General features: G+C 41.7%; 23 protein-coding genes. 8 read left to right on the forward strand and 15 right to left on the reverse strand.

The annotated features are described in order from the left end of the window. Window positions 1-29: 29 nt before the first annotated feature. Window positions 30-518, reverse strand: coding sequence for a YkgJ family cysteine cluster protein (locus QE404_RS15920; protein ID WP_307452136.1), 489 nt, complete (start codon window positions 516-518; stop codon window positions 30-32). After that, window positions 518-1486 carry an ion channel gene (locus QE404_RS15925; protein ID WP_307452138.1) on the reverse strand — a complete coding sequence of 323 codons (969 nt, stop codon included), beginning with the start codon at window positions 1484-1486 and terminating at the stop codon, window positions 518-520. The genes QE404_RS15920 and QE404_RS15925 overlap by 1 nt, the downstream gene beginning before the upstream one ends. 120 nt (window positions 1487-1606) lie before the next feature. On the opposite strand from QE404_RS15925, the gene QE404_RS15930 reads away from it, so the two are divergent. Next, window positions 1607-1987, forward strand: coding sequence for a group III truncated hemoglobin (locus QE404_RS15930; protein WP_307452141.1), 381 nt, complete (start codon window positions 1607-1609; stop codon window positions 1985-1987). On the opposite strand, the gene QE404_RS15935 is transcribed toward QE404_RS15930, so the two are convergent. The 7 genes from QE404_RS15935 to QE404_RS15965 form a co-directional block, all read right to left on the reverse strand. Beyond that, entirely contained in the window at window positions 1984-3054 is a 1071-nt protein-coding gene (locus tag QE404_RS15935; protein WP_307452143.1) for a calcium:proton antiporter, read from the reverse strand. The genes QE404_RS15930 and QE404_RS15935 overlap by 4 nt on opposite strands. Before the next feature lie 65 nt (window positions 3055-3119). Further along, entirely contained in the window at window positions 3120-3452 is a 333-nt protein-coding gene (locus QE404_RS15940) for a DUF6122 family protein (RefSeq protein WP_307452145.1), read from the reverse strand. Window positions 3453-3454: 2 nt separating this feature from the next. Then, window positions 3455-4174: a DNA alkylation repair protein gene (locus tag QE404_RS15945; RefSeq protein WP_307452147.1), complete on the reverse strand. Its 720-nt coding sequence runs from the start codon at window positions 4172-4174 to the stop codon at window positions 3455-3457. Window positions 4175-4176: 2 nt separating this feature from the next. Further along, window positions 4177-5454, reverse strand: a complete 1278-nt coding sequence (locus QE404_RS15950; RefSeq protein ID WP_307452149.1) for a cation:proton antiporter — start codon at window positions 5452-5454, stop codon at window positions 4177-4179. A gap of 13 nt (window positions 5455-5467) precedes the next feature. Then, window positions 5468-6097 carry a DUF4919 domain-containing protein gene (locus QE404_RS15955; RefSeq protein WP_307452151.1) on the reverse strand — a complete coding sequence of 210 codons (630 nt, stop codon included), beginning with the start codon at window positions 6095-6097 and terminating at the stop codon, window positions 5468-5470. Next, window positions 6094-7320, reverse strand: a complete 1227-nt coding sequence (gene hflX / locus QE404_RS15960) for a GTPase HflX (protein ID WP_307452153.1) — start codon at window positions 7318-7320, stop codon at window positions 6094-6096. The genes QE404_RS15955 and hflX overlap by 4 nt, the downstream gene beginning before the upstream one ends. A 141-nt stretch (window positions 7321-7461) precedes the next feature. Continuing rightward, on the reverse strand, window positions 7462-7896 hold the full coding sequence (locus QE404_RS15965; protein WP_307452155.1) for an META domain-containing protein: 435 nt from the start codon (window positions 7894-7896) through the stop codon (window positions 7462-7464). An 85-nt stretch (window positions 7897-7981) separates the two neighbouring features. Here QE404_RS15965 and QE404_RS15970 point away from each other — a divergent pair, with 85 nt between their 5' ends. Next, on the forward strand, window positions 7982-10189 hold the full coding sequence (locus QE404_RS15970) for a S46 family peptidase (protein ID WP_307452157.1): 2208 nt from the start codon (window positions 7982-7984) through the stop codon (window positions 10187-10189). A 73-nt stretch (window positions 10190-10262) separates the two neighbouring features. Further along, window positions 10263-10739, forward strand: coding sequence for a YdeI/OmpD-associated family protein (locus QE404_RS15975; RefSeq protein ID WP_307452159.1), 477 nt, complete (start codon window positions 10263-10265; stop codon window positions 10737-10739). Window positions 10740-10798: 59 nt separating this feature from the next. On the opposite strand, the gene QE404_RS15980 is transcribed toward QE404_RS15975, so the two are convergent. The 4 genes from QE404_RS15980 to QE404_RS15995 form a co-directional block, all read right to left on the reverse strand. Beyond that, complete coding sequence (locus tag QE404_RS15980) at window positions 10799-12415, reverse strand: AMP-binding protein (protein WP_307452161.1); 1617 nt, start codon at window positions 12413-12415, stop codon at window positions 10799-10801. A 127-nt stretch (window positions 12416-12542) separates the two neighbouring features. Then, window positions 12543-14075 carry a YifB family Mg chelatase-like AAA ATPase gene (locus tag QE404_RS15985; protein WP_307452162.1) on the reverse strand — a complete coding sequence of 511 codons (1533 nt, stop codon included), beginning with the start codon at window positions 14073-14075 and terminating at the stop codon, window positions 12543-12545. Window positions 14076-14251: 176 nt separating this feature from the next. Further along, window positions 14252-14473: a hypothetical protein gene (locus QE404_RS15990; protein ID WP_100076060.1), complete on the reverse strand. Its 222-nt coding sequence runs from the start codon at window positions 14471-14473 to the stop codon at window positions 14252-14254. Between the two features lie 615 nt (window positions 14474-15088). Next, complete coding sequence (locus QE404_RS15995; RefSeq protein ID WP_307452165.1) at window positions 15089-15418, reverse strand: winged helix-turn-helix transcriptional regulator; 330 nt, start codon at window positions 15416-15418, stop codon at window positions 15089-15091. 99 nt (window positions 15419-15517) lie between these two features. Here QE404_RS15995 and QE404_RS16000 point away from each other — a divergent pair, with 99 nt between their 5' ends. The 5 genes from QE404_RS16000 to QE404_RS16020 all read left to right on the forward strand — a co-directional run bounded on the left by QE404_RS16000 (window position 15518) and on the right by QE404_RS16020 (window position 18277). Next, window positions 15518-16279: an MBL fold metallo-hydrolase gene (locus QE404_RS16000; protein WP_307452167.1), complete on the forward strand. Its 762-nt coding sequence runs from the start codon at window positions 15518-15520 to the stop codon at window positions 16277-16279. 80 nt (window positions 16280-16359) lie between these two features. Next, a complete protein-coding gene (locus tag QE404_RS16005; protein ID WP_307452168.1) occupies window positions 16360-16863 on the forward strand; it encodes a hypothetical protein in 504 nt (167 codons plus the stop codon). Continuing rightward, the gene (locus tag QE404_RS16010) at window positions 16863-17210 is read left to right on the forward strand and encodes a tRNA-binding protein (RefSeq protein WP_307453423.1); all 348 of its coding nucleotides are present in this window, start codon (window positions 16863-16865) and stop codon (window positions 17208-17210) included. Before QE404_RS16005 ends, QE404_RS16010 begins: the two co-directional genes overlap by 1 nt. A 34-nt stretch (window positions 17211-17244) precedes the next feature. After that, entirely contained in the window at window positions 17245-17949 is a 705-nt protein-coding gene (locus QE404_RS16015) for a 3'-5' exonuclease (RefSeq protein WP_307452170.1), read from the forward strand. A 1-nt stretch (window position 17950) separates the two neighbouring features. After that, complete coding sequence (locus QE404_RS16020; RefSeq protein WP_307452171.1) at window positions 17951-18277, forward strand: SUF system Fe-S cluster assembly protein; 327 nt, start codon at window positions 17951-17953, stop codon at window positions 18275-18277. A gap of 57 nt (window positions 18278-18334) precedes the next feature. Here QE404_RS16020 and QE404_RS16025 read toward each other — a convergent pair whose 3' ends face one another. Both QE404_RS16025 and QE404_RS16030 read right to left on the reverse strand, forming a co-directional pair. Next, window positions 18335-19171 carry a sulfurtransferase gene (locus QE404_RS16025; protein ID WP_307452173.1) on the reverse strand — a complete coding sequence of 279 codons (837 nt, stop codon included), beginning with the start codon at window positions 19169-19171 and terminating at the stop codon, window positions 18335-18337. Window positions 19172-19246: 75 nt separating this feature from the next. Beyond that, complete coding sequence (locus QE404_RS16030) at window positions 19247-20095, reverse strand: hydroxymethylglutaryl-CoA lyase (protein ID WP_307452175.1); 849 nt, start codon at window positions 20093-20095, stop codon at window positions 19247-19249. Window positions 20096-20239: the final 144 nt, after the last annotated feature.

Here is a 20239-nt window from a genome sequence, read left to right on the forward strand (position 1 = left end):
AACCTTTTGTGACTAATTGGGATTAAAGTTTATTTTTTTAGCCTTTTAGTCATATTCTCTACAAATTCGTAAGCTGCCGGACAGATAACAGTATTTTTTATCATAATGTTATTAATCTGATATATCTTTTTACGATCTGTATGAGGGTATTCACGGCAGGCTTTAGGGCGGACATCATAAATCGAACACGTGTTATCGTTATTCAGAAAAAAACATGGTAAATGCTGTAATACCTTATCATTATCCTCATCAACCCTCAGAAATTTAGCCTCAAAATCTGCCGGTTTCATTTTCAGGTGTTTAGCAATGCGTTCAATATCTTTTTCGGTATACAGGGGCCCGGTAGTTTTACAGCAGTTGGCACAGCTGAGGCAATCGATGGTCTCAAAGACTTCTTCATGAACCTCCTGAACGATGTAATCAAGGTTCTTGGGTGGTTTCTTCTTCAGCCCTTCGAGAAACTTACGGTGCTCATTCTGTTTCTGAAGCGCCTGTTTTTTATACAATTCTATATCCATTATTTTTCATCTCTTAAAACAGGTATTTCTGCCATTGTATATTCATTGATTTTCTCAAGGTCAAGAATTGTGGATCTTTTATCCTTTGAGGGATAATACATCGGCGTAAATACGGCTCCGTATATAATCTCATCTGAGGCATAAGAAGTGCGTTGAACGACAGTATTGGAAAAAACTTCATCAAAAGCCCGGACATGTACAATGATTTCTATATCCGTACTCTTAAAATCCTGCTCTGTAAATCCGTAAAAAGGTGAATCTTCATCTATGGCATGCACAATAGTCCAGTTCAGAGCCAGCGTATTGATATGGCTTAGCTGCGTTTTCAGGCTATAAAATTTACTTTTATGGTTTCCGTCTTCATGAACTTGGATAGCTGCCGAAACAATAACATCCGCATTCGTCAGCGAATTATTTTTATAAGGTGCCAGCCTGAACATCAAAGCAGAAGCATTATGGAAGGGAGCAACCAGAGCCACATCCGAAAATGTAAGGTAAGCTCTCGGACGGGAAAAACGCCCGTAAAAGAGCCCTGTGGCTATCGCAAAAGTAAGCAGTCCCAAAAATGCCTCAAAAGTAGCGACCAGGCTTGCCATAAAGCCTACCGGAGCTATTCTCCCGTAACCTACGGTAGTAAAAGTCTGTGAACTGAAGAAAAAGACATCAATAAATTCATTGACCGCATCCCTTTTATCAATGCCTGTAAGATGTTCTACTCCGATAAGGTAGTAGATCAGAGCAAAGATCAGGTTAACCAGAATATAGGCAATAACCAGGTAAGACAGGAACCTGAACGTGGAGAGCTCAAGCATGGTATGGTACCAGCTGAAACGGTTGAGCATTGAAACTCCTTTGCGCTCTACATTGGGCAGTCCGTCTTTTTTGATGAACCGTCCGGATGCACTGTCACCAAAGCCACTGTTTTCCGTGCTTTTCTGAAGAATCTTTTTTCTGAAACCGTTTGCCATCCCTATGCCTGAAATTTTATATCAACAGGAAAATATGCTGCAAAGATAAAATATTGTTTCCATGAAATTTATCAACAGCCCCATCGAATTTTTAAATTGATTTTAAACTAACTTTAACGTATGAAAAAACTGGAGACCAGACAGGATATTGAACACCTTGTCAACTCATTTTATGATAAAGTAGTGCATGATGAAACCATCGGTTTTTTCTTCAATGACGTGGCCAAAGTAAACTGGGATAACCATCTTCCTAAAATGTATGCATTCTGGGAATCAGTTCTGTTCGGGCAGATGACGTATAAAGGAAATCCCATGGGTGCCCACTTTCCCATTAACGAGGTTCATGCAATGGAAAAGCAACACTTTGAGCGGTGGCTTGAATTATGGATCAGCACCATTGAAGAGGAATTTACCGGGGAAAATGCTGATATGGCGGTATATAAAGCTCAGAATATAGCCAAGCTTATGGCTTTTAAAATGGAACTTGCCCGGCGCCTTTAAGGAACGATTACCGTAAATATGTACGCGGCCAGATTCACCAGCAGTACAGTGCCATAAAGAATATTGGTTTTCCCTCTGCTTAATGACAGCATTACGATGAACACAGACAGTGAAAGCAGGATAATATCTTTTTTATCCAGCCCAAGGACCAACGGAATATCGTACAGGATACAGACAATGGACACTGCAGGAATAGACAATCCTATACTTGCCAATGCAGAACCCAATGCCAGATTCAGGCTCGACTGGATCTGATTTCCCCTCGCCGCACGGATAGCCGCAAGTCCCTCCGGAAGCAGAACCACAGCTGCAATAATTACCCCAACCAAAGATTTCGGTGCACCGACACTCTGTACCATATCTTCTATGGTAGAAGAGAGCCCTTTGGCCATCATGACCACAATAGCAAGGCAGATCACCAGGAATACGAAACTGATCATGGTTTTGCCCATAGAAGGAACATAATGTTCAGCCGGGTGCTCATCCGGTACTACAAAATAGCTCCTGTGGCGCACGGTCTGTACCATCAGGAAAATGCCGTAAATCACCAGGCAGGCAATAGAGACGAAAATAAGCTGTGCATTATTATAAAAAGGACCGTTAACGCTTGAGGTAAAATTAGGAAGGACGAGTGTCAGGATCAGTATGGAAACAATACTTACGAGATAAGTAGTCGCTGAACTGCGGGCAAAGAACTGTTCATAATATTTCACGCCTCCCACGAGGATACAGATTCCTAGAATACCGTTTAAAATAAGCATTACTGCTGCAAAAACAGTATCCCTTGCCAATGTGATGGCCTGATCCCCTCCTGCAACCATCAGTGAGATGATCAGGGCTACTTCGATAATCGTAATACAAAGTGCCAGAATAATCGTTCCGAAAGGCTCTCCTACTTTATGAGCCACCATTTCTGCATGGTGGACAGCCGAAAGAACGCTTCCGGTAAGCAGGATTCCGGCAATCACATCATAAAGAACCCCATGGCCAATAAGTCCTGAAAAATAATACAGGACCGCTACTACGGGGAAAATATAGGTGTAATGTAAAAATTCTTTTGGTTTCATAAGTGTCTACAAAATACAAAAAATCTATCATTTTTAAAATAATGAAAGAGGATATTAATTATTTTTTAATGACACCAGAAATTAAAATCCTGGAAATCCGTGAGCATATGCAGCAGCAAGCCAATAGCAATTATCCTGATATTTCCTCTGAAGAGGAGCATTAAAATATACACTGCGATGGCATAGTAGGAATGCAGGAAATGAAACCCTATGCTGTTCCGTGAAGGATCGAAGACAGGATCAGCGAAAAGATGGTCCAGGTCTACAAGCATGGTTGCCAGAAGGATGAGATAAGTTCTGAACCAGGTCTTCCTGTAGAATATCAGGGCAATAAAAACCGGAAAGATCAGGTGCAGGAAATAATGAACAATGGTTTTCCAGAAGAAGCAGTCTTGCATAATTATATTTGTCCTTTTAAGTATTTCTGGCGCAACGGTTCGTCCAGTTTCTCTATGGCATACCTGAGGCAGGTCCTTGGCATATCCTGGTAATGCCGGTTGAGATAACGGATCAGATCATCGGGAGCCTTCTTTCCCATTTCTCTCAGCATCCAGCCGTTTGCCTTATGCATAAGGTCATGCGGGTGCTCCAGATTGTTGGAGACCAGCTCTTTGGTCAGTTCAAACGAGTGTTTTTTTATATGGTATAAAGTGGCAACTACTGCAATCCTCTTATGCCACATCGGATCGGAAAGGGCTAATGAACGCAGCAGGTCCGCTCTATCATATTCATAGGCATAACAGCCGAGTATCGTATAGGAACTGGAATCCGCCAGATCCCAATTGTTTACATATTGCAGATGTGACAGGTACAGGTCCACGATTTCATTCTTTTCTGCCTGAGATTTAGCTTTCCGAAACCGGTTTACCATCATCAGCAAAGCTGTAAGCCTGTGTTCATGATAATCCGATGAAAGAAGGAGGCTTATTTCATCTAATGAAATATTCAGATAAAAGGCTTTGGCTACTGCTCTCTGATCCGGAACCGATATGCCCAGAAAAACATCACCTTCACTGTACTCTCCTATACCGGTTTTGAAAAATTTCTGATAATCCAGGGCTTTACCGGGCACAGCCAGTGCAGCCAGTGCTTCACGGATATCGGTAACGACTGAGCTCATTATTAATTTTCATCTATGATAACGGCTTCTTTCTCCTCACTCACAATCTTTTTAGGGTTAGCTACTTTTGCAATCGTAAGACCCTGGACTACAATAGAGAACACGACCACACAATAGGTAATACTTAATATGGTGTTGCTGTATTCATTTTTAGGAATAGATAAAGCCAGGGCGATCGATACCCCTCCGCGTATTCCTCCCCATACGAGGACTTTTACCGTTTGTGGATTAAACCTCGTTCTCAGGGACATGAATTTCGTAGGTACCCAGATGGAAATAAACCGCGCCAGCAAAACCACGATGATGGAAATGAGACCCGGAATCATGAAATACTTCAGGTCTTTGATCATCAAAAGCTCAAAACCAATGAAGAGGAACAGGACCGCATTCAGGATTTCGTCAATAAGCTCCCAGAACTTGATCAGGTAATCCTGGGTGATGGATTTCATATTGAATTTGGTATTGAAATTCCCCATAAAAAGTCCAGCAGCCACCATGGTCAACGGCCCGGAAATATGCATCTGCCTTGCAATAAGATATCCTCCCATCACAACAGACAGGGTTACCAGAACAGAAATAATATAGTCGTCCACTTCCCGCATCAGCCTGGAAGTAACCCATCCCAACACCACTCCCAACAGCAATCCTCCGCCGGCTTCTTTGAGCAGCAGCATTCCTATACTTTCGAGACTGAGGTCGACTTCCTGCCCGATGGCCAGCTGCAGTATAACTGTAAAAACCACGACTGCCATACCATCATTGAATAAAGATTCTCCTGCAACCTTGGTTTCCAGGGACTTGGAAACATTGGCTTGTTTAAGAATACTTAATACGGCCACAGGATCGGTAGGCGAAATAAGAGCCCCGAAAACAAGGCAGTAAATCAGCGGCAGCTCAATCCCTACCAGTGGCAATAAATAATAGGTTCCGAAACCGACAACGAATGTTGAAATGACCACTCCCGCAGTAGAAAAAATAACGACGGGCCTGAACTGTTCTTTAAGATCATCGATATTGATGTGTATTCCTCCTGCAAACAGAAGGAAATTAAGCATCGCACCCATCAGTACTTCGGTAAAGTCGATGCTGTTCATCAGGTCATTAAGGTGTCCGAATGTCCTTGGCAGAAAAGTTTCACCAAATAGCACTAGAAAAATGGATACCACAATGGCTATAACCATGATTCCGATGGTACTCGGAAGTTTTAAAAATCTGTAATTGAGGTAAGCAAATATGGATGCCAGGACTATTAAGGCTGAAAATGAATAATATAATTCCACTAATATGTGTTTTTTATAAATTTAAATAAAATACTTTGATATAAATTTTATTGTTTTCCTTCTCCCAAATATCCATGATTCCGTCTTTGGAGGATTTTGAGGCTTTGGTATATCCTTGCCCGATATTCAGCATATTCAGAAGGATGTATTCATCTCCTACTGAATTTACCAGATAAGCTGTCTTTTCAGATTTCCCGTCCCCAGAACTTCTGATGGCTCCCGTCAATGACCGCAACTGACTCAGATGATAGATAAAATTATCTTTGTCCTGCTTGGCATCGTAGGCTCTTAGCAGAATAAGAAGCACGTCCAGGTTGGTAGGGTCCTTATCATATAAAACCTTGCCCTGACGAATACATTCATCGAAATTTTTATCTTTAAAAGCCTGTGCAAGCTGTTCAAACCTTTCATCTGTAGTAGAAATCCTATCCTTACTGAAATTCCTTCCATAGTAAAGGTGCTGTGCCTCAAGGCTGTCTAGGGACTCGGTAAAGCCCTTATACTTAAAAATCAGCTTTTCATAAAAATATGGGGAAGCTGAATCTTTGAGGTCTTTATCAATCGATTTTAAATCGATTCCTGATTTCTGGCTGAAGCCGAAAACAGGCCACAGGATCAGCAGGAAGAAGAAGTAATTTTTCATGAACCGTTATTTTCTTCGTCATCATTATCGAAATATTCAAACAGGAAATCGTTATATGGAAATCTCGAAATATGTATTTTCATCACCTCATCATAAATCATCTTTTTCATTTCAGGAAAGTTTTCTTTCGTTAGCGCCGAAATAAATACGGTAGGGTACTTTGATTTGGCCATCCAGGTCTTCGTCCATTCTTCAAGAGAGATGTTCTTACGCGTTGAGGGCGTAAGATCGTCATCTTCTTTCTTCTCATAACTGAAATCATCAATCTTATTAAATACCATGATCATCGGCTTCCTGTGGGCATCAATCTCCTGCAGGATCTGGTTGACCGAATCGATGTGGTCCTCGAAGCTTTCATGGGAAATGTCCACCACATGGATAAGGAGATCCGCTTCTCTCGCCTCATCAAGCGTAGACTTGAATGATTCTACCAGCTGGGTAGGCAGCTTACGGATAAACCCTACGGTATCTGTCAATAAAAACGGAAGGTTCCCGATAACAACTTTCCTCACGGTAGTATCCAGCGTTGCGAACAGTTTATTTTCTGCAAATACTTCGGATTTCGAGAGTGCGTTCATCAGGGTAGATTTTCCAACGTTGGTATATCCTACCAATGATACACGGACCATCTTGCCCCTGTTATTTCTCTGGGTTGCCATCTGTTTATCGATGGTCTTAAGCTTATCCTTCAGTAAGGAGATCCGGTCGCGGATGATACGCCTGTCGGTTTCAATTTCCGTTTCCCCTGGTCCCCTCATCCCGATACCCCCTCGCTGGCGCTCAAGGTGGGTCCACATCCGGGTCAGCCTGGGCAAAAGATATTCATATTGAGCAAGTTCTACCTGGGTCCTTGCGTAAGAGGTCTGAGCCCTCTGGGCAAAAATATCAAGGATAAGGTTCGTACGGTCAAGTATTTTAACCTCAAGTTCACGTTCCAGGTTTTTGAGCTGTGACGGAGAGAGTTCGTCATCAAAAATGACGGTTCCTATTTCATATTCTTTAACGTAATCCCGGATTTCCTGAGCCTTTCCGCTCCCTACAAATGTTTTGGAATCCGGCTGGGACATTTTTTGAGTGAACCTTTTTTCAACGGTAGCTCCCGCGGTATAAGCCAGGAATTCCAGCTCATCCATATATTCCTTTAACTTTTCTTCATCCTGGTCTTTGGTTACCAATCCTACCAAGACCGCTTTCTCATAGTTATGTTCTTTCTTGTCTAGCATTCAGTTCTGTCTGTATTGTGAGATTTACAAGATACTATTTTTAGGAGGAAACTCCAAAAAAAGTCTTTCTGAAAATGTTTTTTCTGATTAGATTATAGTGTATCGGCACAAAGGGTTATCCTGAGAGATCAATCATTCCCGTTAATCCCAATCCGCAGCAATGAATTTCATAGAATCACCATTTTCGTCAGATAAAATAAGATACTGCCCTTCTGTCCTGTAACGGTTCATTTTCTTGAAAAATGCAGCAAAAGAAGTTTCCAGCTGCATATTACTGCAAGCCATCATAGTTCCGCCAACATCAGAAATAGTAAGCTTATTCCCACTGCCAAATTCTGCAGTAAAAAACATCCTGTTGCACCCCATAAAGGCACCTCCGTGTATTTTCCCGTTCTTCTCCGGTGCCGTGAGGTTAATCGCTGCTTTGCTTTTCGTGAGTTCTTCTTTGGAAAAAGTTCCGAAAGAGACCAGCATCCACTCCCTCTGGACCTGCTGTTTCCCGGCATTTGCAACCTTGCAGCTGATGACTGATTCCGGCAGCAAAATGATAAAAAGTATATAAATCAGGATCTTCATGGTGCTAATTGTGCCATTTTTATACCATCCCGGGACTGAATCCCATAAAAATTAGTAAATTAGCGACACAAAATTAATTTATATAATGAAAAGAATAGTTCTATTATTCACTTTCCTGCTGAGCTTTGTTCAGATGAGAGCGGACGAGGGGATGTGGCTTCTAATGCTCATCAAAAGGCTTAATGGTGTTGATATGCAAAAAGAAGGTCTTCATCTGACTCCTGAAGAAATTTATTCCGTTAACAATTCCAGCCTGAAAGACGCTATCGTAAGCTTCGGAGGATTCTGTACCGGAGAGATCGTTTCCAGCCAGGGACTTATTTTTACCAACCACCATTGTGGTTACGGAGCTGTTGCTGCGGCATCCACACCGGAAAAAGATTACCTTAAGAACGGCTTCTGGGCCATGAAACAAAAAGACGAATTCAATGCCAAGGACCTGTATGTAAGGTTTCTGGTAAGAATGGATGATGCTACCCAGAGAATCAATTCCAAACTGAACAACTCAATGACCGCCGAACAAAGAAAAGCTGTTATTGATGCTGAAAGCAAAGCCATCCAGGCAGAGAATTCTGAAAACGGGAAATATACCGTTGTAGTAAAAGATTTCTTTAACGGAAATGAGTTTTATTATTTTGTATACCAGGATTATAAAGATATCAGATTGGTGGGTGCTCCGCCTTCTTCATTAGGAAAATTCGGTGGTGATACCGACAACTGGGAGTGGCCAAGACATACGGCTGACTTCACTGTTTTCAGAGTATATGCCGACGCCGCAGGAAACCCTGCAGAGTTTTCTCCCAGCAATGTACCTTTAAAGCCTAAGCATTTCTTACCGGTTTCCCTTAAGGGAGTTAAGCCCGGTGACTTCTCTATGATCTTAGGATACCCGGGAAGAACCAACCGTTACCTGACTTCATACGGAATCGAGCAGATGGTGAATAAAGACTATCCGGCATGGGTGGAAGCTTCCAAACTGGCTATGGATGTTATGAAGAAATACATGGACAAGGATAAAGCTACCCAGCTTAATTACGCTTCGCAGTATGCTTCCGTTGCCAATTACTGGAAAAACAGACAGGGAACCATTGATGCCGTTATAAAAAACGGAACGATTACCGATAAGCAAAAAATTGAAGATATCTACAGAAAGTGGTCTATCCTTCCCGGAAATACAGAGTATGACGGAGTTCTTGATGATATCGAAGTATATTACAAGCAGGTATCAGACAGAAATGTGGAGCGCAATTATATGAGCCAGCTCTCAAGAAATGCGAAATATATCACTCTTGCCCTACAGGTGGGGTCTGTACTGAATGCTTATGCAGCACAGGATATGCAGGGAAGGCTTACTATGAAACCGAAAGTAGATGCCGCCATCAAAGCAGCTTATGAAAACTTCAATACGCAGCTGGAAGGTGAAATGCTGAACTCTATGGTCAACCTCTACCAGACGAGGGTGAAAAAAGAGGTTGCTTCCCCTACGATTATGGGACTGGATGCCAAAAACCTTTCCAACGTAGCCTATTCTTCGATTTTTGCCAATAAGACTTCAGCGACGAATTTCATTCTGAATCCTGACCGCCTGAAGCTGGATGCAGATCCGCTTTGGAAGATCGCCAAAGGATTGGTGGAAGACCAGAAGCTGGCTGCCGAAAAATACTCTAAAGTAGACGATAACTTTGCTAAAAATAATCGGCTCTTCTTAGCGGGTCTGATGAAATCGATGCCGGAGAAGAAATTCTATCCGGATGCAAACTCAACCATGAGACTTACATACGGAACCGTAGACAAATTACCGATCAGAAGTGATAGAAATTATTTCGGGGTAACGGATAATTATTACACGGATATGACCGGCCTTGTTGGGAAATACAAAAAAGGGGATGAAGAGTTTGACCTTCCTCAGCGTGTGATCGATCTTTACAACATGAAAGATTTCGGACAGTATGCTGATGCCGCCGGATACATGCCGGTAAACTTCCTTTCCAATAATGATATCACAGGAGGTAACTCCGGTTCTCCGGTAATTGACGGAGACGGAAACCTTATCGGTATTGCATTTGACGGAAACAGCGAAGCATTAAGCGGTGATATCGTTTTCGAACCGGAATGGCAGAAAACAATCAACGTAGACGTTCGTTTTGTTCTTTGGACCATCGACAAATACGCCGGTGCCAGAAGACTGATCGACGAACTTCAACTGGTAAGAGGTGAAAATACTCCTGCCGACACGAAAACTAAAGCTCCTAAAGCTGAACGTAAAACGACAACAGGTAAAAAGAAGAAATAATCTTTTTTAAATATTGATATAAAACCGTGAATCTCTTTCACGGTTTTTTTATTTTTGGACAGAAGAATATCTCATGGAAACACAGCCCATCCAATTTACAGCCATCATTCAGCAGCAAGGCAATATGAACGCTGCCTATGTTGAATTTCCGTTTTCTGTGCAGGAACTGTTCGGAAGGAAAGGACAGGTAAAAATCAGGGCGATCTTTGATGGTCATGCAGAATACCGGGGCAGCCTATCCAAAATGAAGTCTGAGCAGCATCTTCTCGGCCTTACGCAGGAAATCAGGAAACAGCTTGGCAAAACATTCGGGGATAAAGTTTTGGTTTCACTTACCGAAGACCTTGAGGAAAGAACCGTCTCTATTGCAGAAGATATTGCTTCCGTATTGAATGAAAATCCTGTGGCAAAAGCTTTATTTGACGCCATGAGTTATACGCACAGGAAAGAATACATCCGCTGGATTGAAGAAGCCAAGAAAGCTGAGACCAGGGAGAGGAGGATGCTGAAAATGATTGAAATGATTCTGGAGGGAAAAAAGGGGATCTGATCTATGATGATCACTTAAATTCCAGCCGACAGGCAGGTTTTAAACGCAAAATAAAAACATCAAAGCCCCAGTTCTTTAATTGAGATTTCCCGCATTTCCACTTTCCGGATTTTTCCTGAGATGGTCATTGGGAATTCCTCGACAAACTTCCAGTATTTCGGCACCTTATAATGGGCGATCCGTTCCTTGCAGAAATCTGTCAGTTCTTCTTCTGTAATTGTGTAGCCTTCACGCACCTTAATCCATGCCATAACCTCTTCACCGAATTTTTCACTCGGCACCCCTATTACCTGGGCATCCAATATATTGGGATACTGATACAGGAAATCTTCAATTTCTTTTGGCGAAATATTCTCTCCTCCACGGATGATAAGGTCTTTGATCCTTCCCGAGATATTGATGTAGCCTTCTTCATCCATCATAGCCAGATCACCTGTATGCATCCATCGCTGCTCATCCAGGACCTGCCGGGTTGCATCAGGATTATTCCAGTATTTCAGCATAACAGAATAGCCACGCGTGCATAATTCGCCGTGTTCCCCTCGTTGTACTACCGCTCCGGTTTCAGGATTGATGATTTTGATTTCAATGTGGTCCTGGACCGTTCCTACAGAATTTACCTGCTTATCAAACGGTGTTCCGATCTTTGTCTGGGTAGATACCGGTGACGTTTCCGTCATTCCGTAACAGATTGTGACTTCTTTCATATTCATCAGACTCCCTACTTTTTTCATGATCTCAGGCGGGCAGACCGAACCGGCCATCACACCTGTCCTTAAAGACTGCATATTAAAATCCTGTGACAGCATTTCATTCAACATCGTAATAAACATTGTAGGAACACCATACAGGGAAGTGCATTTTTCCTTTTCCACAACCTGTAATGTTTTTACAGGATCGAAACTGTCATTCGGAATTACCATAGTTGCGCCATGGGAAGTGCAGGCCAGGTTTCCGATGACCATTCCGAAACAGTGGAAAAAAGGCACGGGAATACACACCCGGTCCTTTTCGGAATAATGAAGCCGGATGCCGATGAAGTATCCGTTGTTCAGAATATTATGGTGCGAAAGTGTCACGCCTTTAGGGAAACCGGTAGTACCGGAAGTATATTGGATGTTCACCGGATCATCAAACTGAACCGCGGACTCCCGGTCTACAAGCTGTTCGTCGGAAACAGAGTCTGCTCCGTTCAGAAAACGGTCCCAACTTTCGCCCCAGAAAATTTCATTCTTAAGAACAGCAGCAAATTCCCTCGCATCCTCAATCATTTTTTTGTAGTTGCTGGACTTGAATTCAAGTGCAGAAAACATATAAGAAATTTCAGACTGGTTCAACACAAAGATTAACTCGCTGGTTCGATAGGCCGGATTTATATTGACAAGGATGACCCCGATATTTGCCGTTGCATACTGCAGCAATACCCATTGATAGGTATTCGGGGACCAGACTCCTACTCTGTCTCCTGCTTTTACACCTAAATGGATCAGCGCTTTGGAAACCTTTCTCACCTGTTGATAAAACTGGCTGTACGTGGCCCTGTAATCCTGGTGGCTGCATACCAGGGCTTCCTGATTGGGGAATCTTTCAGCAGTGCGCTTCAGGTTTTCACCAATGGTTTCGCCTAAAAGAGGGATATCGGAGGCTCCATGTACATAAGAAAGTGTATTGCTCATCTTCATTTTTTTGAATTAAACATGCTTTAATAAAAAGCAGATATAAAATTATGGATATTTTCAGATACTAATGCCTGATTTCAATGAATTCAGTACTTTTTCTGACACCTTTTAGAAACTGTGTTGATCATACATTCCAAAAATCCCTGTCCAGGCTCCTGTACTGTATGGCTTCAGAAATATGATAGGATAAAATACGTTCAGAGGTTTCCAGGTCGGCAATGGTCCGGGCTACTTTGAGGATCCTGTCGTAAGCCCTTGCAGATAGATTCAGTTTTTCCATGGCCGTTTTGATCAGGCTGAAAGAAGTTTCATCCAGCTCACAGAACTGCTCAATCTCCTTAGGCCCCATTTGGGCGTTGTAGCTGATTTTTAGATCCTTATACCGCTCATGCTGTGTCGCGCGGGCCTTAAGGACACGCTGCCGGATATTTTCGCTGCTCTCGCCTTTCCTTCGTTCAGCCAGCTGTTCAAACTCTACTTTCTGGACTTCGACGTGTATATCAATGCGGTCCAGCAACGGACCTGAAAGCTTATTCATGTAGCGTTGCATTTCGTACGTAGACGAGGTATTGTTGGGATCATCAGGGAAATACCCGCTTGGGCTTGGATTCATCGAAGCCACCAGCATAAAGCTGGCCGGATAATTTACCGTGAACTTTGCCCTTGAAATCGTAACTTCCCGGTCTTCCAGCGGCTGTCTCATGACTTCCAGCACCGTTCGTTTAAATTCCGGCATTTCATCCAGGAAAAGGACACCGTTATGCGCCAGCGAAATTTCTCCCGGCTGCGGGTAACCGCCACCGCCAACCAGGGCGACATCTGAAATCGTATGGTGCGGGGCACGAAACGGACGGATGGTCATCAGTGAAGTTTCTGTCCCCATCTTTCCGGCTACAGAATGAATCTTAGTCGTTTCCAGTGCTTCCTTTAGCGTGAGAGGCGGCAAGATACTGGGCAGCCTTTTGGCCAACATCGTTTTTCCGCTTCCCGGAGGACCGATCAGGATGATATTATGTCCGCCGGCTGCTGCCACTTCCATCGCCCTCTTAGCGGTTTCCTGTCCTTTCACTTCTGAAAAGTCGAACGGAAAATTGTTGATTTTTTCCTGAAATTCCTTCCGGGTATCAAGTATGGTCTGCTCTATCGGCTTGCCTTCATTAAAGAAGTCGATCACCTCTTTGATATTTTCTGCACCCAAGACTTCAAGGCCACTGACGATCGCTGCCTCCCGGGTATTCTGTTTCGGAAGAATAATCCCCTTAAAGCCTTCTTCCCTTGCCTGAATGGCAATTGGCAATACGCCTTTGATAGGCTGAAGAGTTCCGTCGAGCGAAAGCTCGCCCATAATGATGTATTCCTGAACACGGTCTGCAAGGATCTGATCTGATGCCGCAAGAATGCCCACGGCAATACTGAGATCATAGGCAGAACCTTCTTTCCTGAGATCGGCAGGAGCCATATTGATCGTAATTTTTTTACCCGGAATTTTATAGCCCACATTTTTAAGCGCGGCAGAAATGCGGTAACTGCTTTCTTTGATGGCATTATCGGGAAGCCCTACCAAGTGATATCCGATTCCCGTATCCACATTAACTTCTATGGTAATGGTCTGAGCTGCCACACCATGAATGGCACTTCCGTAAATTTTGATCAGCATACAATGTGTTTTATGGTAAATGTAATAAGAAAACCAATCATATCAAAGTGATCCCTACCTATTCTCATTATTTTGCTTATTGAACCTGCAGAATTAGAAAAGCCGCCTCGAAAACGAGACGGCTCTTTTAACGTGTAACCGATGTATTTATTAAACAGCTAATCCTGAAATGCTAATCAATTAGCATAAACCGATCTGTTCTGAAAAACATTCATTCCTGCCACTTTATTTTTATCGGTATTATAAATGATTTCTACTGAAAAACAGGATACCTCATACAAGGCATACTTTAAATTATTAATTGTTTTTTCGTTCATCATGCGACCCTGATTGATCACAAAGTTGTATTTGGATTGCTGATCCGGTAAGTTCTGAAAGTCGTAGTAAGAAATATTCATAGCTGTTGATTTAATTTGTTATATTTTATGCTTATGCAATTTTTTAACCAATTTTACCAATATTTATCATTTTTTAATAAAATTTCAAATATTAGCATTGCTTATCATAATGTTTAGGTTTTCAATGCCTTATTAGCTCTGCATTAAACAACATTATGCAGTTGCAACAGAATGTATAAAAATATTTTTTTAATAGTTTATTATAAGATGTGCCTTTTAATTTTTCATTTGATTTCTCTGATGCAAAGATGAAACAGGCCAGCGACAAAAGTTGACGTGTTTGAAAATGTTTTTGGAAAATGTTTAGATATAGAAATGTGAGTATTAAATACCTAAGTATTAACATCTGATCCGCCATCAAATTCTTGACCATATACAAAACTGATGATCTCTGTATTTAGAGATTCACCATGTGCATAATTGCCACAAAATAATTATCCAATTGCTACTATAATAATCATCAGGTTAGAATTTTTCCAGCAGTCCGGGGCTATAGAGAATATTCGAAAGTTTTTTAACGATTAATATTAAAAAGTACCACAACCATGTAAGACATTGTGTGGAGGGGAACACATGTTAATTACAAAGCGAGAAATAAGACTTCTTCAATTTCAACTAGGGTTCACTCTGATATTTATTGATTGTAATCCACTCTTCTATAATCAAAATAACAGGCAGTAACGAATCTCCTTTTCCTGAAAGTCCATAAAACACTTCAGGAGGGAAAGTATTAATTTGAGTGCGTTGTACGATTTCAGATTTTTCCAGTTCTTTTAATTGTTGTAATAAAACTTTTTTAGAAACAGCAGGGATTGCTCTCCAAAGATCTGTAAATCGCATGTTTCCATTCTTGAAAAAGCAATATAAAATGATCGGTTTCCATTTTCCCGAGAAAGACTTCAAGAAAACATTCAACGGACAGTTTTCAATTTCTTTATAATTCATAGGTTACAATTTTGTGAACAGTTGACATTAAAGTTAATTTCTTGTTGGTAAGACCCATACGACCTACATTCGCTAAAACAAATTTAAAAATAATCTATCATGAACATCAGACTGATCAGAAATGCTACTTTATTTATATGTATCAATAAAAAAGGAATACTGGTAGATCCTATGTTAGGGCCTAAAGGCTCTTTTGGAAAGTTTCCATGGACTGACAGTAAACTTAAAAATCCTTTAGTAGATCTTCCATTAACAGAAAGGGATTTACAAATATTAATTAAGCAAACAGATGCAATTCTACTTACTCATATGCATCCTGACCATTGGGATTCCAAAGCTCAGGGAATTTTGTCCAGAGAAATCCCTATCTACTGTCAACCGGAAGATATGCCTGAACTTAACAGGCAGAAGTTTACCAATCTAACCCCGGTAAACGATACTGTAATCTTTGAAGGTATCACAATAATAAGGACAAAAGGAAAACACGGTTTGGGAGAAATAGGTGATTTAATGGGCAAAGTAAGTGGATATGTTATACAATACCAAGAAGAAACACTGTACCTTACAGGCGATACCATCTGGTGTGATGACGTTATTGATTCATTAGATAAATACAGCCCTGATTTTATAATCATCAATGGTGGAGGTGCGAAATTCAATATCGGACAACATGTTACCATGGATAAATTTGATATTAAAACTCTCTTAGAATATTATCCCGGTCATAAGATTGCTATTGTACACCTCGAATCGGTAAGCCCTTCACAAGAAAGCAGAAAGGATCTTATACAATTCTTATCTGATCATAACATGGTAAATCGAGTCATTATCCCCGATGATGGTGATGTTTTTACATTTTAATCAGAATCTGCCTTAGTAAATTTTGCACTCAAACCTACATCACATTCATGCATTTTTAATACATTTGTTAAAACGGCACAATGAACTTCGAGCAGATCCATCTCCATCTCGATGCTTATAAAAGGCATAATCAGATTGCAGAGGCTGCGGAATACCTGATCCGCTCCTTTCAGCTGGAGCATGAGAATTTTGCAGGATTCGGTTTCAGGGAAGAATTTTCACCCAATTCATTACTCCTTACGGCAGAAGGTCCACTGGGCAAGCCTCAAAAAGTAATGATTCCGAGGAATCTGTTTGACTTTGATCTTCACCTCGTCCTGAATATGCTTGCGCACGAAATGCTGCATGTAAGACAGAAAGCTCATGGCCATATAGTAGAGGATAAAAATGAGAGGGAATTCCAGGCTTATTATGAAATGCTTTTTCATCGGGTTTTCCCCCAGATCCCTGAAGTATCAGACTACCACAAAAGATTTTTTGGCAATAAGGCGCTGGAATATTACAAGAGAATGGGAGAAGGCTCTGAACTTCAACAGAAATATGCCGTACAGAAAGCTGAAATAGAACATTTAATATATTTATGATGATGGTAAAACCTGAAATATCGTGGGAGGACTTTGAAAAGATCGACATCAGGACAGGAACTGTTATTTCAGTCCAGGATTTTGAGAAGGCAAGAAACCCCTCTTATAAACTGGAAATTGATTTCGGACCCTTGGGGATCAGAAAATCCTCTGCGCAGATCACCGCATTGTACAGCAAAGAAGACCTGATGGGCAAGCAGATCTTAGCCGTAGTCAATTTTCCCAAGAAACAGATCGCCAATTTTTTAAGTGAGTGCCTTGTCCTGGGCATATATGGAGAAGATACCAAAGAGGTAACCCTTCTTACACCTTCATTACCCGTTAAAAACGGCCTGCAGGTAGGCTGACCAGAGATAACGGAATACAGTTAAACACAAATATATGATGCAGCACATTCCTTTAGATAAAGTTTTATTCCTTGATATTGAGACCGTTCCGGGAGCAGCTCTGTGGGAAGACCTTACGGAAGCAGAGCAAAGGCTCTGGGATAAAAAGACAAGATTCCAACGTAAAGAGGATGTTGAAGCCGGGGATTTTTATGTGGAAAGAGGCGGAATTATGGCAGAATTCGGCAAGATTATCTGCATTACGATCGGAATGCTGGAAAAAAACGATACCCTGAAAATTAAAAGCTTTGCCGGCCACAATGAAAAGAAGATGCTGCTTGAATTCGGGGAGATCTTCAACAGTCCGAGGCTCAGGGATGTCATATTATGTGCCCATAACGGTAAGGAATTCGATTTTCCGTGGATTGCCAGAAGATTCCTGATCAACGGACTGATGCCACCGGTACCGTTTCAGATGTTCGGCAAGAAGCCCTGGGAAATCCCCCATATTGATACGATGGAGTTATGGAAATTCGGTGATTATAAAACCTTTGTTTCCCTTGAATTACTGGCACATGTGTTCGGAATTCCGACTCCGAAGGATGACATTGACGGATCAATGGTTTCATCAATTTACTACATAGAGAAAGACTTGCAGCGAATAGTAGACTATTGTGAAAAAGATGTCTTAACTTTGGCCAACGTTTTCCGGCGCATGCGTCAGGAGGATTTATTGAAAAGGTATATCAATTTAGACTAAAATGAAATTTACAGACGATCAGATTGCTGATATAGGTGAAAACATCATCAGAGTGCTTAAAACCGTATACGACCCCGAAATTCCGGTAGACATCTATGAACTCGGGCTGGTATATGACGTACAGATTTCCGATGACGGCGATGTTAAAATTATCATGACCCTTACCACCCCTAACTGTCCAGTAGCGGAAACCTTGCCTCAGGAAGTGAAGGATAAGGTGGCAGAAGTGGAACATGTGAACAGCGTAGACCTTGAGCTTACTTTCGAACCCAGCTGGAATAAAGATATGATGAGTGAAGAAGCGAAATTTGAACTCGGAATGCTTTAACAGAAAGAGTAAAAAATAAAACAAGGCTGTCAGTCTCTGGCAGCCTTTACTGTATCTTTAAATGTCTTTTGCAATCTCTTTCCCTTCCCTTCTGCTCCACTCGCTCCAGGAACCCACATAAAGGGATGGAATTCCAAAGCCTGCGTAATCCAGGGCCAAAATAGTATGACAGGCAGTTACACCGGATCCGCAATGGATAATCAGGTGTTGTGGTTTGCCCTGTAGCAGATTCCTGTATTTTTCTCTCAGTATCTCCGGCTTCAGAAAATTTCCGTTTTCATCCAGGTTTTCGGAAAAAGGAATATTGATGGCTCCGGGAATATGTCCGGCAATTAAGTCAATCGGTTCAGATTCTCCTTTGTACCGGTAGGCATCCCGTACATCAACCACAACCGAAGAACGGTTTACTAATTCATTTTCAACCATTTCCAGTGACGACACCGGAAGAAGCCAACCCTCTTTTTTAATAACTTCAGCTTTTTGAAAGAGCTCTTCACCTGATGAAAATTCCAACCCTTCTTTTTCAGCGTTTTGAAATCCACCATCCAGAACACTCACACCGTCAAATCCAAAAGCTTTAAGCATCCACCAGGCTCTCGCTGCTGCATTAGCTCCGCTTTTATCATCGTATACAACAATGTGCGCTCCTTCATACACACCTAGGCAAGAAAGGGTCTCAGCGAATTTTTCAATCCGGGGAAGCGGATGTCTTCCTCCGAATGCAGCATCCTCTCCGATCTCCGCCAGATCCCGGTCCAGATCTATGAACCGTGCCCCTTTAATATGCTTGTTAAGGTAATTCTGATAGCTCTCTTTTCCTACCCTGGCATCAAGGATAATAAGGCTTCCAGATGGAATTTCATTTAGTTCTGATGGAGAAATTACTGCGGGCATGGTATTGAATTTTGTTTTAAATTGCTCAGCTTTCATAAGTAATTCTTACCTGAAATGGTAAGCTTTCCGGATATCCTAAAAATTAAAAATATCTTTCGCTTTATTATAAGAACTTTCAAAGTTCAGCAGGTTCAGTTTATGGTGTGCTTTTTCCACGCTCATGAAATTGATCACCTGTTCGGTAGGCATATTTCCTACCAGATCATCCTTGGCCATCGGGCAGCCGCCGATTCCTTTGATGGCGCTGTCAAATCTCCTGCATCCCTGATCGTATGCCGCCTTTAATTTAGAGTAAGAATCTTCATACCGGTTGTGGAAATGCCCTCCGAAATTAATCTCCGGATATTGGGCAGGGATTTTTTCAAATAAGAGCGTAATAGTCTGTGGTGTGGCTACTCCTGTAGTATCAGACAGCAAAATATCCTTGACTCCGATGTCTGAAAAACGCTGTGCCCAGAAATCCACATCTTCCCATTTCCACATTTCACCATACGGGTTTCCAAAGGCCATGGAAAAATAAATATTCAGCTGCTTTCCTTCAGTTTTTACCAGTTCCAGCATCCTGATGATTTCATTGAAGGCTTCTTCCTGGCTTTTATTGGTATTCCTGTGCTGAAAGGTCTCTGATATAGAAAACGGAAAGCCCAGAATATCCACAGACGGATGTTTCAGTGCTTTTTCTGCCCCCCGGTAATTTCCGATGATCGCAGAAATTTTAGTGTTGGACAATGACTTGTCTATATTCTCCGCAACTTCGTGTGAATCGGCCATCTGCGGGATCGCTTTCGGAGATACGAAACTCAGGCAATCCAGCACATCAAAGCCCACTTCCATTAAAGAATTAATGTAATCTATCTTTTGGTGTGTAGGAATAAATTTTCCCCAACCCTGCATGGCATCTCGCGGACATTCGGTAAGAAACATTTTTACTTTTGATTTTTTCAAATATAATAAAACTAAACAACAACAGCCATGATATTGCTAACAATTACAAAACACTGATTTACATCCCTTTAAAATAGACTTCCCTTTTCATTCCCTGAGCTTCTGGTTCAGATAATGCATTCT

Source organism: Chryseobacterium camelliae (genome assembly GCF_030818575.1).
GTDB classification, from domain to species: Bacteria; Bacteroidota; Bacteroidia; order Flavobacteriales; family Weeksellaceae; genus Chryseobacterium; species Chryseobacterium camelliae_A.